Origin of the sequence: Bartonella bacilliformis Ver097, assembly GCF_000709795.1 — a bacterium.
Lineage (GTDB): Bacteria > Pseudomonadota > Alphaproteobacteria > Rhizobiales > Rhizobiaceae > Bartonella > Bartonella bacilliformis_A.
This window is the reverse complement of record NZ_KL503802.1, coordinates 1-16,880: the sequence shown is the minus strand read 5'-3', so window position 1 is coordinate 16,880 and position 16,880 is coordinate 1. Positions and strand designations below refer to the sequence as shown.

The following is a 16,880-nucleotide window of genomic DNA, read 5'->3' as shown; positions in this document are numbered from 1 at the left end:
AGCAAGCTACTTCGGATACAAAACGATAAATTCACAACCACTCTTTGCTTCTATTTATTCGTGAAACCTAAGAAGCGCTTAATAATACACAAAAATCAACCACCACAGCCAGGTAAAATATCAAAACTAACCTGAAGTAAAAAAATCACCTCAACACTGCTATCTGGTGCAAGCACTTTGAGTGTGTATGGCCCCTCATTTATGCTCTCTTTCTTATGATATATCAACAATAAAAAAGTATTATCGGACAGAAGTGGTTCGACCGTTGCTCACAATACCCTCCCGTTGGGCACGTTTACGAGCTAATTTACGTGTACGGCGGATAGCTTCAGCCTTTTCACGAGCGCGCTTTTCAGATGGTTTTTCATAATATCCACGCATCTTCATCTCACGGAAGATACCTTCACGCTGCATTTTCTTTTTCAGCGCACGTAGCGCTTGATCAACATTATTATCACGAACGAGTACTTGCACAGTTTACCCTGCTTTGTTTGATTATTATCAATAAATAGGCAAAAACCTATTCTCCTTTGAACAGAGTCAAAAGAATATACAAAGGGCGCATACCATATAAATGAGATGCTTGTCTATATTGGTTTTTAAAAACTCTTATTCTTTTTTTCTATAAATAGCTTTTTGATTGATGATTGAGTTTGCAGATATTCATTTATAAAAAAATCTTTATTTCATTTTCAAACAAAAATTAATGATCTGGTAGAGTAAAGGATCAAGCATGGTTATGATTATTCTGCAAACGATAAATTCTGATTCTATCAAGAAGAAAATCTTTTATGATATAATTTTATCCTAATAGATTCATCATGTAACTGACGGTGCAATCATAAAGTGTGTCGAGAGATTTTTGAAGTCTGATAAAGTGGCGCACCCGAAGAGATTCGAACTCCTGACCCCCAGATTCGTAGTCTGGTGCTCTATCCAGCTGAGCTACGGGTGCATTTAATTTTTTATTAGTTAGGATATGGAGTTCCTAATCATTTCGTTGACGAATTGCAAGTGAAACTTGGTGATTTTTTTGTCTTCTAATCAGGACGATATATATTTTTTGCAAGACGTTGTATATTTTTGGTTTTGTGGGGTGTTTTCTTCCTGAAATTTATGGTGGAAGTTCAATATGAACGATAGTTAACTTGACGATTTTACCTCCTAAAGATAGTCAGGCTAACAAAATAGATAGGTGAGATATGTTTTTACAGAGGGGGGTAATGTGCTGTCAACAATTCGTTTGCATAAAATTTAAATATTCCTGTCGAAGATCATTTTAGAAAAAAGTGCCTATTATATTAATTATTAAAGTGAAGCAAGGATATATGTATGGGATTGTTAAAAAAAATCATTCCATTCGTGCTGTTAAGTATCGTTCTGATTGCCTCTTATTTGGGGTTCAAATATAGCTCAGAAAAAAACATTTCTGCAGAAAATGAAACAAAAAATACATCGAATACAATAGTGAAATCGTCTGTGGAAATGCCGCCAGCGAACGTTGTTGTTGATCTTGTTAAAGTTCAAAATTTTTATGAACGACTTCATACTGTCGGTAGTGGAAAAGCAATTGCAACAGTAGATTTAACCCCTTGGTCAGCAGGTATCCTTGATAAGTTTTTTGTGTCATCTGGAGCCAAAGTGAAAGAAGGTGATTTGCTTGCAAAGCTTGATTCTAAGAAGGAAGAAATAGCTGTTGCAAAAGCAAAAATTCACCATGACAATAGTGCATTAACGCTTTCACGTATTGTGAAGTTGCGTGCTAGCAATACAGCGACAGAGATTCAAGAAATTACTGCACGTTTAGAGTTAGAGAATGCGAATTTAGCTTTGCTCGATGCTAATTTGGCTCTTGATCAGAGGACAATTCGTGCGCCGATTAACGGGACCGTTGGTATTTTACCTATTGGTGTGGGAAATGCTGTGTCTTCTAATAGTGTGATAGGTCGTATTGAGAATAGAGAGCGCATTCTTGTTGATGTGTGGGTTCCTGAACAGTATGCATCGTATCTTCATAAAGGAGATGAAGTAACGGTAGTGCCAACAGTGCAGTCAGATAAGAATTTTGTTGGTTGTATTTATGCTATTGATAATATGATTGATGCCGAAAGCCGTACACTTCATGTTCAAGTTGAAGTGCAGAATGAACAAGAGACACTTATGCCTGGTATGTCTTTTTCCGTTATTTTTCAATTTTTAAAAGGTCTATTTCCAGTTGTTGATCCCCTTGCAATTCAATGGAACAGTAAAGGATCATTCGTTTGGCGTGTGAAAAATGGTAAGGTGGAATATGTTCCAGTATCTATTATTCAGCGTAAAGCAGATCAAGTATTTGTGAAGGCTGATTTAGAAAAGGATGATCCAATTGTCATTCAGGGAGTACAAGTGCTTCAGTCAGGTAGGAGTGTTTTTATTCAAGATTCAAAGGCTCATCAAAAATCGTTAGCTAATGAACAGGATGTACAATGAGTCAACAACTTGAGACAAAACAGCTTTTAGCAAAGTTGCAGCAAAACGATATCATGGCGTTTTTTATTCGTAGGCCGGTTTTTACTTTTGTTTTAAATGCCATGATTATGATTGCAGGTTTTGCAGCATGGATGGGCGTTGATGTACGTGAGTTGCCTGATATTGATATTCCTGTAACAACAGTTATGACAAATTTTTCTGGTGCTTCAGCGGAAACAATAGATCGTGAAATTACGAAAATTGTAGAAGATGCTGTTTCTCGTATCTCGGGGGTTAAAACGATTTCTTCAACGTCTTCTTTTGGCCGTTCTCGTGTAGAGATTCAGTTTAATGTTGGTGTTGATTTAAATGTTGCAGCATCTGACATTCGTGATGCTCTTTCTCGTGTTGCTTATTCTTTACCGAAAGATGCAGATTCACCTCTAATCATTAAAGCCGATTCGAATGCAGCGGCAATGATGTATTTGGTTGTGACCTCACCGACAATGAATATTGATGATCTGACGACCGTTGTAAATGATCAAATTGTTGATGTTCTTTCCGCTGTTGAGGGGGTTGCTGATGTAGAAGTTGATAGTGCTCGCAAAAAAATTTTTCAGATTGATGTCGATCAAGTAAAGCTTGCTAATTATGGATTAAGTGTAGCAGATGTTTCAAGTGCTCTTTCTGATATGATGGTTGATGTCCCTGTAGGGTCATTACGTAATGCTAAACAGGCCTTAATTGTTCGTGCGACAGCTCATTTGGCAACACCGGAAGATTTTGAACGAGTTTTATTAAAGCCACATGTGTTTATTGGCGATGTTGCTCGTGTTACTTTATCGCCTGATATAGAAACAGTTATTTTGCGTGTTAACGGGGAAGAGGGGATTGGGCTAGGTATTGTGCGTAAAGCACAATCTAATACTCTTAATATTTCTAAAGATGTTCGAATAACTCTTGACCGTCTTAAAATGATTATTCCTCCTTCTGTGCAAGTCCGGATTATCAATGATGATGCTATTTTTATTAAGAGCGCTCTTCATGAAGTTGAGATTGCGTTAGTGATTGCTGTGCTAAGCGTTATTTCTGTTATTTTCGTTTTCCTAAGAGATATTCGTATAACGCTGATTCCTGCTTTATCGATACCAGTTGCTTTAATTGGAACAATTGCTGCGATTTATCTTGCAGGTTTCTCCTTAAATATTCTTACATTTTTAGGGCTTGTTTTAGCAACAGGGCTTGTCGTAGATGATGCAATTGTTGTTCTTGAAAATATTGTTCGGTGGCGCAATAAGGGATACGGTTCTCGGTCTGCAGCAGTGTTAGGAACGCGTGAAGTATTTTTTGCTGTTGTTGCAACAACATTAACATTAGTAGCTGTTTTTGTGCCTATCTCTTTTCTTCCTGGGCAAGTTGGAGGGCTTTTTAGGGAATTTGGTTTTGTATTGGCAATTTCTGTTCTACTTTCTTCAGTAGTTGCTTTAACTCTTTGTCCTATGCTCGTTGCGCGTTTGCTTCAAGAACATGTTGAAGAGAATAAAGAAGACATACGTCGTTTCATTATATTGGATAAATTGGGTGCTTTTTTTAGCAGAAATTATGCTCATTATTTGCATAAATGTTTGGGACGGCCTTGGACTGTTATACTTATTTCATTTGTTTTTTTTGGCTTTTGTATTGGGGGCTATATGAAATTACAACAGGAGCTAACACCAGCAGAAGATAGAGGAATGATTTTTTTGGTCATTCGTGGGCCACAGGGTATTTCAACACAATATTTAAATGAGCAGGTACAGCAGATTGAAGAGAGTTTACAACCGTTGCGTGATGCTGGTGAGATTGTTAACAGCTATTCTATTGCAGGAGCTGGAGGCGCATCTAATAATGCTTTTCTTATCTTATTGCTTTCATCTTGGGACAAACGCTTGCGTAGTCAACAAGAAATTGTGAATGATCTGAATTCTAAGATTAGGCAATTTCCAGCAGTATTTGTATTTGCTGCACAAGGTAATTCTCTTGGGGTCAGGGGAACCGGCCAAGGATTACGGTTTGCAATTCTTGGAAATAATTATGAAAAATTACAATCAATTTCTGATCAACTTGTAAATGCTTTACAAGCTGATCAACGTTTTATTCGTCCGCAGCTTGCTATTGATGCAACACAACCACAATTTTTTATTGAAATTAATCGAGAAAAAGCCATCGACTTGGGGGTTGATATTACTAATTTGGGTAATACATTGCAGACAATGTTAGATGGAAAAAAAATTGGTTCCATTTATGTGGATGATCATTCTTACGATGTTAAATTGACATCGCGTGAGAAGTTTATTGATAATCCTGCTGATTTAGAAAATATTCTTTTGAAAGCAAAAAATAACAAATATGTGCCTTTATCAATGATTGCACATTTGCATGAAAAAGCTATTGCACCTCAATTAAAACGAGAGCAACGCATGAATGCTGTTATTTTAAGCACGAATTTTTCTCCAAATATTTCCTTAGGAGATGCGTATCAAATTGTACAAGAAATTTCTTCTCCTCTCTTATCGGAAGGGAGTTATATTGTTCCTTTAGGAGAAGTTGCTACTCTTGGTGAAACATCTTCTAATGTAATGGTTGTTTTTGGCATTGCTTTTTTGATTATTTTGTTAATTTTGGCGGCACAGTTTGAAAGTTTTGTTTCAGGTTTTATCATAATGGCTACTGTTCCGTTAGGATTAGGTTGCGCAGTAATTGCTATGCTTTTGAGTGGTGTTAGCCTTAATATCTACAGTCAAATTGGTTTAATTTTATTGATTGGTGTTATGGCTAAAAATGGTATTTTGATTGTTGAATTTGCAGATCAATTGCGTGATCAAGGTAGAAGTGTGCGTGAAGCTGTAGAAGAAGCTGCTAATGTCCGTTTGCGTCCAGTGTGTATGACGATGATTTGCGCTATTTTAGGAGGAATTCCTCTAGTGTTAGCAAAAGGTGCTGGTGCGGAGGCGCGTATAGCTTTAGGTTGGGTTATTGTGGGTGGTTTGGGTTTGGCGACTATCTTTACCCTGTATGTAACGCCAGTTGTTTACCTTTTGCTTGGGCGTTTTATAAGACCAAAAATAGAAGAAGCTAAGCAATTAGAAAGAGAATTAAACCAAGCTATATGATTTTTATAAAATAGAAGGCCGATAAATTTTAAAGTTTTTGTTTTAGATATGTCACATTGGTATTTTTATTGATTGTGTTATTTTATGTATGAGTAGAGGAAATTGAGTTGCCATGAAAGAGGAAGTTTTCTGTTCTGTTGCCTTTTATATTTAAAGTTTTATTGTCAGTGGCTATAGGAGATATTTGATGCTTCCCGATGAGAAAACCTTTGAGGAAAGTCTGAAAGCTTTAAAAAAACATGTCGCCCAGGATAAGGTATGTGATATTCGTCGGCATTTTTCAGAGGATGAACAACGTTTTTCTCGTTTGTCTATAAGGCTTGATGATCTTCTTTTTGATTTTTCTAAATGTGGTGTAACATTGGATACGCTACAACTTTTAGATAATCTTGCTATCGCAGCAAATGTATTCGGCAAGCGCGAAGCGATGTTTTCAGGAAAGATCATTAATACAACGGAGAAACGTTCAGTTCTTCATATTGCATTACGTCTTGCTGCTGATGAAGTTTTTATATTGAATGATCGTGATATTGTTCAAGATATTCAATCTGTTCTTGCCCATATGGCAAAATTTTCTGAAATGGTTCGTGATGGGGGTTACAAGGGATACAGTGGTGAGAGGATCACTGATATTGTCAATATTGGTATTGGAGGCTCTGATCTTGGACCTGCAATGGTTACGAGTGCTTTAAAGCCTTATCATGATGGTCCGCATTGTCATTTTGTTTCTAGTGTGGATAGTGCGCATATTACGGATATTCTTGCTGGTTTAAATCCAGCAACAACACTTTTTATCATTGCATCCAAAACTTTTACGACAACTGAAACAATAGAAAATGCTCGCGTTGCACGTCAGTGGATTCATTCACATTTAGGAGAAGACGCTGTCGGAATTCATTTTGTTGCTGTTTCGAGTGCGATTGATAAAGCGATAGAATTTGGCATAGATTCTTCAAGAATTTTTGAATTTTGGGATTGGGTAGGAGGGCGATATTCTATTTGGTCGGCGATTGGTCTTGTTGTTATGTTAGCAATAGGTGACCATAATTTTCGCCAGTTTCTCGAGGGAGCTCAGCAAATGGACCAACATTTTAAAGATACACCTTTGCATCAGAATATTCCTATCCGATTTGCACTTTTGGGCTTTTGGCATCGTGTTATTTGTGGGTATTCGTCGCGTGCTATTGTTCCCTATGAACAGCGTTTAGTGCGTTTACCAGCTTATTTACAACAGCTTGATATGGAATCAAATGGGAAGCATGTTTCATTAGAGGGACGACCTATAACTTTCCCAACTGGTCCTGTTGTTTGGGGAGATTCAGGCTCAAATGGGCAACATGCTTTTTTTCAGTTTTTGCATCAAGGAACAGATATTGTTCCCGTAGAATTTATTTTATTTGTCAGAGGTCATGAATCTAATTTAAATCATATGCATGATATATTGATGGCGAATTGTTTAGCGCAGTCAGAAGCTTTGATGAAAGGCCGCAGTCGTGAAGATGTTTATCATACTCTCATGAATGATGGCGGAGAGAGTGATGAAGCGGATAATTTAGCATTCCATAAAAGTTTGCAAGGGAATCGGCCGAGCATTATGCTCATTCAGGATTTATTGACGCCTTTTACACTTGGTCGCTTGATGGCGCTTTATGAGCATCGTATTTTTGTTGAAGGTATTTTGATGAATATTAATTCATTTGATCAATGGGGCGTTGAGCTTGGAAAAGAATTTGCCAATGAATTGTTACCTGTTATTCGCGGAGAAAATGAAGCTGATAATCGAGATGGTTCAACATTAGGCTTATTAAAGCATATTCAGAAGAGATATGTTGAATGAAGGAACACAAGCACTATCGCTCTTAATGATAGTTTGGCGGAGAGAGAGGGATTTGAACCCCCGATAGAGTCGCCCCTATGCCGCATTTCGAGTGCGGTGCTTTCAACCACTCAGCCATCTCTCCATTATCAATAAAACATAAAATTTTCATTGTGTAATCGTTAAGTGTATGGCCGCTAGATAACCCTCAATCGCTTCAAGTACAACCCCTTTTTGCTTTTTTGGTGACCTTTCTTGACAGAAAACAAAAATTCTATCATATGTGAGAGAGGAGCATGGGGAGATCTGTGCATATTTGTGTTTCAAGAGGTATTTTCCGTTCCTTTGTAAAATTACTAAGACTGATAAAAAGCAGACGTTTTTCCATTAATCACAGTGAAAAAATAAGATCTGGATCGAACGAAAGGATAAAAAATGTTCGCAGTCATTAAAACTGGTGGTAAGCAATATCGCGTTGTTGCTAATCAGGTATTGAAAGTTGAAAAGATTGTTGGCAATGCTGGTGATGTCGTTAACTTCAGTGATGTATTGATGGTCGGTGAAGGTGATAATGCAATTATTGGTGCGCCTATTGTTGCTGACGCTTCCGTTACAGCTGAAATTATAGAGCAAGAGCGTGCTCGTAAAGTGATCTCATTTAAAAAACGCCGTCGTCAAAATTCTAAGCGCACCCGCGGTCATCGCCAAAAAATAACAACACTTCGTATTGTAGAGATTTTGACTGGCGGTTTAAAGACCAAAACAGTAACTGTGAAGTCGAATGAAAAAAAAGCGCCTGTGCCAAAGGAAGTAAAAGCTGATTCTGTTAAAGAAACCACTACAAAAGCTGTTAAGAAACGGAATGTGTCACAAAAGGTAGAAGCTGCGTCAGAGAGTAAAAAAGATTAAAGGAGAATATTCATGGCACATAAAAAAGCTGGGGGTTCTTCGCGTAATGGTCGCGATTCAGAGTCGAAACGTCTTGGTGTCAAGAAATTTGGTGGTGAGGCTGTTATTGCTGGTAATATTATTATTCGTCAGCGTGGTACACGTTGGCATCCTGGTGAGAATGTCGGCATTGGAAAAGACCATACCCTTTTTGCGCTTGCAAATGGAACGGTTTCTTTTTGCACGAAAGTTAATAATCGTTCCTACGTTTCTGTTATTCCTGCAGCAGTAATAGCAAAGTAGAATGAATATTCTTTAAAATAAGCCAGTCGTTCTATTGGACTTATTTATAAATTTTTAAGCAGTAAAGGATGGATGAAAATCTTCTTTTTACTGCTTTTTTGTTATGTTGGATGATATAATTAAGTGTAAAAATTGTATAAAGCTGAATAAAAATGAGAGACTGCACTGAATTTCTTTATGGTTAGCATCTGCGTTCAGGATAAAGAGGGTATCTCTTATATTTTTTGAATTTTTGTAAAATTTAAGCGTGTGTTTCTTTTTTGGTATCATGTCGATTTTGGGAGAGGTAGTTAAGTAGGTGAAGTATATGCTGGAGCGCTTATATATAAAACTTGTATCGAGAGTTTGATCTTCTTTCTCTACCGTTAACTTAAAGTGAGCTGTTTTGTATTTCACAATAGCATGATTTTAAAACATGCATTGTTAAATTGTGTCTCTTGGCTGTCGATTTTTCTTTTTTACGAATATTTTGTTTTCTTTCTATGTTTAGATTTTTCTAAAATATTCTCTCTTTGCGAGGTGAGAGAATAGAGTTTGTAATTGAAGCTATGTAGCCTTATCCACGCAATATTGAAAAAAGACATTGTTTGAAAATAAATTAAAAAATTATTCGTTGTGACCCTTGTCATTTTTTTAGTGCACTCTACCTACACAATCGATTGGTCGCTGGAGACTCTAATGAGGCGATCAATTTGTCGCAAGAGAAGAACATTTTTGTTAGCAGAGAGTTTATTCCTACTGTTGGATGATGCTCTTGAAGGAGGAGTGAATCTTTCTTCAGGTAAGTGTATTTGTTCAGATGATCTTCCGTGGGATTTCTGTATCTCTTTTGAAGCTTCTTAAGCGATTTTGCAGTGCGGTTTGGCGTTGTGCTGCCGTGTTATTAATTTCTGATGCACTGTAGTTTTAAGAGGGTGGTTTACTGCTGGTGGGAGGGGCGTTGGACTCTGTAAAACTTAGGTGGTTTATCATGAAGGAAATTCAACCTCAGAGAGGGGCAAGTGGCTGTGTCCTTCTTAGAAATTATTTTTGGTTCAAGTGGTTTGTAGGAAGTGCAATGGTTGTGCTTTTGTCAAGTGGTGTTTCTGCTAAAGAGCAATTGACGATTAATGTATCGAGTGTTTCTCCTGGAGGAGAGAGTGTGACTATTCTTTCTGGAGAAGGAGGGGATTCATCGTCTCTACCGATGGCGATTCACGGAGGATTGCGCGGAGAAAATGGGGAAGAATATACCGTTGCAGTTCTTAGCATGAGCACTAGTTGTGGAGATATGTATGATGAGGTAGTCAGGTTAAAGCTAAGGGCGGATATAAAGCACACGGAAATGATAGATATAGCAAGTTTATCAGGTTTAAGTGAGCAATATTGTAAATCTCTCGCTGAAAAATTTCGAGAGTTATCAGAAAACGATATGAATAATAATAATGGAAATGGAGCTGGGGGAAGTGGTGATTATGCGACTGCTAGGGGTGTTCGTTCGAGAGCTGTCGGGGCAGGTGCATTTACAACAGAAGATGCTTGGGGAGCGCAGGCTTATGGTGTCGGTTCAAGTGCAAGGGCACCTGCAACTATTGCTGTGGGGATAGGATCAGATGCTAGAGGAGGTGGAGCGGTTGCTGTTGGTGGGATTGCAAGTGCAAAGGGAAAAAATAGTCTTGCTTTAGGTCCGCAAACTTTAGCTTACAGTGATGGTTCTGTTGCAATCGGTGGTGATCCTGATAGTGAATTTGGAGCAAAGGCATTGGCTAAAAATTCTCTTTCTATGATTGCTAAGTCTTATGTTGGACAGGCGTCTGATGCAGCTATTGCTGTCGGTTTGGGTGCGCAGGTGCGAGATGGAAGTTCGGGTGGTGTCGCTTTGGGCTGGGGAGCTTTCGTAGGTGAGGGTGTGGAAGGTGGTCTTGCTTTAGGTAGGAATGCGCACGTAGATGTTAAATATGGTGTTGCTTTGGGGGCAGGGTCCAGGGTTAATACGCCAGCTGGTGTTGCAGGTTACGATCCTGGAAGTAATGATGAAACGAAAAACACTGATCCCGCATGGAAGAGTGTATATAGTGCGGTTAGTGTTGGTGATACTGATAGCGGCATAACACGGCAGATTACAGGAGTTGCAGCAGGTACTCAAGATACTGATGCAGTGAATGTTGCGCAGCTACAAGCATTAAGAGAAGCCACTGTTCTGTATGACAGAGATGAAGACGGTAACAAGACCAATAAAATTACTTTACAAGGTGGAGATCCAAGTCAACCTGTAACAATTAGCAATGTTGCTGATGGTCAAGTCACAGAAGGATCGAAACAAGCAGTCAATGGTAGGCAGCTGTATGATCTTATGACAACACAGATGAGCTATACCAAAGAACAGACGAAGAGTGTTCTGAAAGAGGCGAAAGACTATACGGATAAGAAATTTAATGCTTTAAATTATGAAATTGATGGTGTACGCAAAGAGGCCAGACAAGCTGCAGCAATTGGTTTGGCCGTATCTAACTTGCGTTACAATGACATGCCTGGGAAGTTGAGCCTTGCGTTTGGAGCTGGTATGTGGCGCGGTAAATCTGCTGTTGCTGTTGGTACAGGGTTTATGTCTGTGGACGGAAAGGTTCGCGCTAATGTATCCGCAACTACTACTGGAGGCCATTGGGGGGTAGGTGCAGGAGTCAGTGTTACGCTGAATTAATGTGGACAATCGAAAGAGTATAACCAGTTTTTTGTTCGCCCTTGTTTTATTCTTGTTAAACAAGGGCGAAAGCTTTGCTGATGAACAGAGCAATCTTTATACAGTCCATCCACCACAATTGTCTGTTCCCAGTGGTAAGCCTGGTGAAACACGCCGGATCATTATGCAATTTAGTGATTGGACTTTGATTTGCGATGAAAGCCAAACGGTTAAGCGAGGCGTTTGTAATGTGACACAGGCAATCCATGATCAAGAAGGTCATACGATTTTTAGTTGGTCTCTTGTGTTAACGACCAGTGGTCAGGCAGTTATGCTTTTACGGATGTTACCCAGCGCAGATATTAATGTTCCGATTCGGGTATCAGTAGAGGGATTTTCAGATCCTATAGTTATTCGTTATACGCAATGCGATGCTAAGGTTTGTTTAGCTCAATCGCCTTTAGGGCTGATTTTGCGTCAGCAAATAGAACAGAGGGGAAAAGTGCGTATTTCTTATCAGGTGAAAAGTGGTCAGATATTTTCTTTTGTTGCTCCCTTTGAGGGGTTAAGTGAAGCACTTTCCTTTTTAACAATACAAGGAGATAATAGGAATGACATGGAAAGAAAACAGAAAAGATAGTTTTTTCTTGTGAGCTTGTTGAACGAGTGGTTAAAAATTTTTATAGTGAGGAAATAAAAAGGGAAAGGCTATTTGTAGAGATTATATTGATTGAGCAACAAGAGATTTTATGGATTACACTAGAATAAGAGAGAGCCAAGATTTAGGTATATACCGTGTTAAGCTTATAAAATTCTTGCTCAATCATTTTAGACTCTAAAGGTATTTTTTAATAATATATTCCATTCGTTTTTGATTATTTTACTGACAAAAAGCATAAATAAGTGCAGAATTTCAGAGAAATATGTCAAAATACTTCTCTGGTTTTTAGCAAAGAGAGCTTTGATTGATAAAAGCAGTGTTTCTTAAGTTAATGAATAGGTGTTTTATTATAGGGTAGAATATTAAGAGTCTTTTCTTAAATGTATTTATTTTTATCTAGGCAATACGGTACTTTTGAATTAATAAAGCTTTTCCCAAGCTATTACTAGACGTTATTTATAATGCGGTTACTTCTTAGTTCTTGAAATATTAGACTTGAAAAATATCAATTTGTATTTTTTATAATCAAAATGTATTTCAATATGAATTTTTGAAAACAACTAAAAGTTTACACTTTTTTCTTGCTATTTTCTTTATGTTCTTTATAAAAGAACGTAGTAATATTTATAGGGCTTTTTTTGTAAAAAGAAAGAACTATTATAATTAAAAAGGGGGGCAATGCCATTGGGTAGATTCTATTGTTTTTCTTTATTTTGAAACCTTTAAGTAAAGAGGCTTTAGTTCTTACTCATATGTGATATTTCTTTGAAGATTATCCATTTTATTTTTATCATAAGAGTAAAGTTCGTTTTATCAAAAGAGCGGGCTGCATTATTTTGATTGGGAGCTTATAATTTAAGCTTAGAATAGAGTATTTAAAAAATTATTTTTTTCTGGGTTTTTAAATTTTTAGTTAGAAAAGAGCGATAATCTTTTCTGAGCTCCAATATATTTCAAAGATTTTAGAGTGATGCTGCAATAAGCTTCGGTATCTAAGTTATAATTGCTTATCTTTTTAATTTGGTAGATGCGCAAAAACGATTTTGCGAAGGGGAAAAATTTTTCTGAAACGATGTTTATTCTGTTTTCAGGATTTATTTTCATTGAGGGGATTTATTATGAAAAAAAATTCGACAACAAAGGAAAATAATTTGGATGCAAAAGGGAATGATTTGGATGATTGTCACTTCCCTTATCGGTTATTTTTGTTCAAAGCTGTCATATTGGGGACTGCAATGACAGCACTCTTATCGAGTGTTGCATTAGTTTTTCCTGTGCATTCTGCTCCTGTAGAAGAAATAGCTCAAAATGCAAAAAATTCTAAAATTTTAAAGGATTATAGATCCCAAAATGAGAAAGGAGCTGATACATCTCATTTATGGGGATTGAATAAAAATATTGCTTTGATGGATGGTGTTACGCAAGCCAAGCATAAAACGCTAAATGTGGATGCGCCTACAAGGAATTTATTACTAAAAGAAAATATTGCTATTGGTTCATTGATGAATGCAGCTGATCGAATGGCGACAGGCTCAATTTCAATAATGCATAGCAATTATGAAGGAAGGGATGCACTCAATAGTTGTTCTACCAGTTTTGATGCACCAACTGCTATGTGTTTTGGTTTTAGAGAGCGTATGGATAGTCAAGATTTGCCTTCTATTTCTTTGGCACATTATGCTCACTCTTCTTATGACAATCGTGTTTCAGATGATTATGGTTCTCAAATCGATAAAGCCTCAAAAGAAGGGGATGTACAGTCGGATAGTTCAAGAAGTTTGTCAAAAGAAGCAGAAGGCGAGGGAAAGACATATCTAGAGGAGGGTGCAAAGTTAGCGGATATTTTAAATGACACTCCTATCGTAACAACGTTTATGACTCAAGATAAGCTTAATCTCGGTGGAGGTGATGTTTTTATTAGTGCTAATAATTCTTCTGGTGATAAAATTTACAGCAGGTTCGGAATTGCTGAGACAAGAAGTCTTGATGATTTGTTATGTAATACCGCTTCTAAGGATATATTGTGTATTGGTCAGCTTACTACAGCGAGGGGGTTTGCTTCTGTTGCGTTAGGCTATGGATCTCAGGCTATCCGTGGCCCTAATGTTGCTGGTTACGATCCTGTAACTGATGGGATTTCAACCAGCAGTGACTATTTATGGACAAGTACTCATGGTGAGCTTGGTATCGGTAATATGAACATTAAGAGATCACGACAAATTACAGGAGTAGCGGCTGGGCGTGAAGATAACGAAGCAGTGAATGTTGCACAGTTAAAAGCGTTAAGAAAATGGATGCAAACGAGAGATATAGATATAAGTGACATCATTCAGTTCCGTTTACTTAATTTGTACGGATCTGGCCAAATCTCTATTGGTTGGGATAAGGCTTCTGTTCAGTCAATAAGTGTGAATCATAAGAATGGCGATAAACGCTATATTGAGGGCATTAGAGATGGTGTCATTGCATCAAATTCAAGTATGGCAGTAACGGGAGGACAACTCTATAATGCCTATAAGACAGTGGAAAAATTTTTGGGTGGTGATGCATCATTTGGGGTAGGCGGTTTTGGGGATAAACAACCAATTTTTACTATTCAAGGGAATCGCTATCGTGATGTTGGAGCTGCTTTTGGTGGTGTTGATAACTCTCTCAGCAAATTCGATAAGTCTATCGAGGAAATCAAAAATGATATTTCCAGTGCGATGGGTGATAGCCTTGTTAAGCAAGATATTAAGACGGGTATTATTACTATCGGTGGTGAAAAAGAAGGCACTGTAATTAACATTGCAAACGGTAAGCAAGAGAATCGACAGCTTACAGGCTTGAAAGCTGGAATAATTTCTCAAAATTCAACTGATGCGGTAACAGGTGGGCAGCTTTGGACAACTAGAGAGAAGGTTAATGCGCTGGATACAAATGTAAAAGTTGCAATTCTTGATATAGCAATTGTAAAAGAGGATGTGTCGATACTTGAAACGAATGTGTATAATACTGCAGCGAATATATCGCAGTATTTAGGCGGTTATGCAGATGTGTTAAAAGATGTAGCCCCGATTTACGAAATCCAGGGTCAGACATATCGTGATGTTGGAGCTGCTTTTGGTGGTGTTGATAACTCTCTCAGCAAATTCGATAAGTCTATCGAGGAAATCAAAAATGATATTTCCAGTGCGATGGGTGATAGCCTTGTTAAGCAAGATATTAAGACGGGTATTATTACTATCGGTGGTGAAAAAGAAGGCACTGTAATTAACATTGCAAACGGTAAGCAAGAGAATCGACAGCTTACAGGCTTGAAAGCTGGAATAATTTCTCAAAATTCAACTGATGCGGTAACAGGTGGGCAGCTTTGGACAACTAGAGAGAAGGTTAATGCGCTGGATACAAATGTAAAAGCTGCAATTTTTGATATAGCAATTGTAAAAGGGGATGTGTCGATACTTGAAACGAATGTCAATAATGCTGCAGCGAATATATCGCAGTATTTAGGCGGTTATGCAGATGTGTTAAAAGGTGTAGCCCCAATTTACGAAATCCAGGGTCAGACATATCGTGATGTTGGGTCTGCTTTTGATGGTGTTGATAAATTTCTTACAAAAATTAATTCTGGAGATCTGAAACAAGATGCTTTGTTGTGGAGTGATGAAGAAAATGCTTTTGTTGCTCTTCATGCTGCAGAAAAAGGGAAAAAATTTCAAAATAGCAAACTAAAATTTCTTTTAGATGGAGATGTTTCTGAGGGTTCAACAGAAGCGATCACAGGGAATCAACTTTATGTTGTAAGCAATCAGCTTGCTTTGTATCTGGGTGGTGGTGCTGGATATAATAATGGCCAATGGATAGCTCCTACTTTCAAGGTTGCTCAATTCAGTAATAATGGCTCTCATTCTACTGACAAGACATACAATAATGTCGCCGATGCTTTTGATGGCGTTAATAAAAGTATGGCAGATATCAATAATCGTGTTAATGAGGCCACCCAAAATGGGGGTAAAGATTCTTTAAATTGGAATGAAAATATAGGGGCTTTTAATGCTAGTCATAATGGTAAGCCTGGTGCGGTCACCAACGTAGCTGATGGTAAGGTCGAACAAGGGTCAAAAGATGCCATTAATGGTGGTCAGCTATGGGATGTTAAAGAAGATGTTAAAGATGTTCAAAATCAAGTTAATGATCTTAAGGATAAGGTGAATGGTTTTGATGATAAGCTAAACGGTATCGAAAATGCAGTTGATGATATGAAGGATAAAATTAAGGATGCTACGGATGGTGTCGTGAGCTATGACAAAGATGAAAACGGCAAAAAGACCAACAAAATCACTTTACAAGGTGGGGATGAAAGTAAACCTGTAACACTTGATAATGTAGCTGATGGTAAAATTGAAAAAGGATCACAAGAAGCAGTCAATGGTGGTCAGTTGCATGACTATACCAAGGAGAAAATGCAACTTGTTCTTGATGATGCAAAAAAATATACTGATGAAAAGATAAAGAATATCGTTGTTGATTTTGTTGATGAAGCTGTTGCAAAAGCTAAAGACTATACAGATCAGAAATTTAATGTTTTGAGTTATGAAATTGATGGTGCACGCAAAGAGGCCAGACAAGGTGCAGCAATTGGTTTGGCCGTATCTAACTTGCGTTATGATGATACACCTGGAAAGTTCAGTCTTGCGTTTGGAGCTGGTATGTGGCGCGGTGAATCTGCTGTTGCTTTAGGTAGTGCTTATACATCTGAAAATGGTAGGGTTCGCTCTAACTTATCCGCAACTAGTGGCGGAGGTCATTGGGGTTTAGGTGCAGGGCTAAGCCTTACACTAAATTGATGATGAACAATCGAAAGAGTATAGCCAGTCTTTTGTTCGCCCTTGTTTTATTCTTGTTAAACAAGGGCGAAAGCTTTGCTGATGAACAGAGCAATCTTTATACAGTCCATCCACCACAATTGTC

The 16,880-nt window shown here is 37.8% G+C and carries 10 protein-coding genes and 2 tRNA genes; 9 read left to right on the top strand and 3 right to left on the bottom strand.

Annotated elements, in window-relative coordinates; genetic code table 11:
- Nucleotides 1-240: 240 nt before the first annotated feature.
- Together rpsU and H710_RS00055 are read right to left on the bottom strand one after the other, a co-directional pair.
- Nucleotides 241-474, bottom strand: a complete 234-nt coding sequence (gene rpsU / locus H710_RS00060; protein WP_041848832.1) for a 30S ribosomal protein S21 — start codon at nucleotides 472-474, stop codon at nucleotides 241-243.
- Between the two features lie 404 nt (nucleotides 475-878).
- Nucleotides 879-955: transfer RNA gene (locus tag H710_RS00055), tRNA-Arg, on the bottom strand.
- Nucleotides 956-1,332: 377 nt separating this feature from the next.
- On the opposite strand from H710_RS00055, the gene H710_RS00050 reads away from it, so the two are divergent.
- The 3 genes from H710_RS00050 to pgi all read left to right on the top strand — a co-directional run bounded on the left by H710_RS00050 (nucleotide 1,333) and on the right by pgi (nucleotide 7,437).
- Entirely contained in the window at nucleotides 1,333-2,469 is a 1,137-nt protein-coding gene (locus tag H710_RS00050; RefSeq protein ID WP_041848831.1) for an efflux RND transporter periplasmic adaptor subunit, read from the top strand.
- Nucleotides 2,466-5,600, top strand: a complete 3,135-nt coding sequence (locus H710_RS00045; RefSeq protein WP_041848830.1) for an efflux RND transporter permease subunit — start codon at nucleotides 2,466-2,468, stop codon at nucleotides 5,598-5,600. The genes H710_RS00050 and H710_RS00045 overlap by 4 nt, the downstream gene beginning before the upstream one ends.
- 187 nt (nucleotides 5,601-5,787) lie before the next feature.
- Nucleotides 5,788-7,437 (top strand): glucose-6-phosphate isomerase, encoded by a 1,650-nt coding sequence (pgi, locus tag H710_RS00040; protein ID WP_041848829.1) that lies wholly within the window; start codon nucleotides 5,788-5,790, stop codon nucleotides 7,435-7,437.
- Between the two features lie 34 nt (nucleotides 7,438-7,471).
- Here pgi and H710_RS00035 read toward each other — a convergent pair.
- Nucleotides 7,472-7,561: transfer RNA gene (locus H710_RS00035), tRNA-Ser, on the bottom strand.
- Between the two features lie 290 nt (nucleotides 7,562-7,851).
- Here H710_RS00035 and rplU point away from each other — a divergent pair.
- From rplU to H710_RS00010, 6 genes are all read left to right on the top strand, one after another.
- On the top strand, nucleotides 7,852-8,325 hold the full coding sequence (rplU, locus tag H710_RS00030) for a 50S ribosomal protein L21 (RefSeq protein WP_041848828.1): 474 nt from the start codon (nucleotides 7,852-7,854) through the stop codon (nucleotides 8,323-8,325).
- 12 nt (nucleotides 8,326-8,337) lie between these two features.
- Nucleotides 8,338-8,607 (top strand): 50S ribosomal protein L27, encoded by a 270-nt coding sequence (gene rpmA, locus H710_RS00025; RefSeq protein WP_041848827.1) that lies wholly within the window; start codon nucleotides 8,338-8,340, stop codon nucleotides 8,605-8,607.
- 678 nt (nucleotides 8,608-9,285) lie between these two features.
- Nucleotides 9,286-9,450, top strand: a complete 165-nt coding sequence (locus H710_RS06165; protein ID WP_155367614.1) for a hypothetical protein — start codon at nucleotides 9,286-9,288, stop codon at nucleotides 9,448-9,450.
- Nucleotides 9,451-9,577: 127 nt separating this feature from the next.
- On the top strand, nucleotides 9,578-11,287 hold the full coding sequence (locus H710_RS06450) for a YadA-like family protein (RefSeq protein WP_041848826.1): 1,710 nt from the start codon (nucleotides 9,578-9,580) through the stop codon (nucleotides 11,285-11,287).
- Nucleotides 11,288-11,318: 31 nt separating this feature from the next.
- Nucleotides 11,319-11,906: an invasion associated locus B family protein gene (locus H710_RS00015; protein WP_041848825.1), complete on the top strand. Its 588-nt coding sequence runs from the start codon at nucleotides 11,319-11,321 to the stop codon at nucleotides 11,904-11,906.
- A 1,139-nt stretch (nucleotides 11,907-13,045) separates the two neighbouring features.
- Complete coding sequence (locus tag H710_RS00010; protein WP_041848824.1) at nucleotides 13,046-16,756, top strand: Vomp family autotransporter; 3,711 nt, start codon at nucleotides 13,046-13,048, stop codon at nucleotides 16,754-16,756.
- The last annotated feature ends 124 nt before the right edge of the window (nucleotides 16,757-16,880 follow it).

Bases quoted from the DNA above. Each gene is read 5' to 3' on its own strand.
- H710_RS06165 (WP_155367614.1), top strand. From the start codon at position 9,286: ATGAGGCGATCAATTTGTCGCAAGAGAAGAACATTTTTGTTAGCAGAG.
- H710_RS06450 (WP_041848826.1), top strand. From the start codon at position 9,578: ATGAAGGAAATTCAACCTCAGAGAGGGGCAAGTGGCTGTGTCCTTCTT.
- H710_RS00050 (WP_041848831.1), top strand. From the start codon at position 1,333: ATGGGATTGTTAAAAAAAATCATTCCATTCGTGCTGTTAAGTATCGTT.
- rplU (WP_041848828.1), top strand. From the start codon at position 7,852: ATGTTCGCAGTCATTAAAACTGGTGGTAAGCAATATCGCGTTGTTGCT.
- H710_RS00010 (WP_041848824.1), top strand. From the start codon at position 13,046: ATGAAAAAAAATTCGACAACAAAGGAAAATAATTTGGATGCAAAAGGG.
- rpmA (WP_041848827.1), top strand. From the start codon at position 8,338: ATGGCACATAAAAAAGCTGGGGGTTCTTCGCGTAATGGTCGCGATTCA.
- pgi (WP_041848829.1), top strand. From the start codon at position 5,788: ATGCTTCCCGATGAGAAAACCTTTGAGGAAAGTCTGAAAGCTTTAAAA.
- H710_RS00045 (WP_041848830.1), top strand. From the start codon at position 2,466: ATGAGTCAACAACTTGAGACAAAACAGCTTTTAGCAAAGTTGCAGCAA.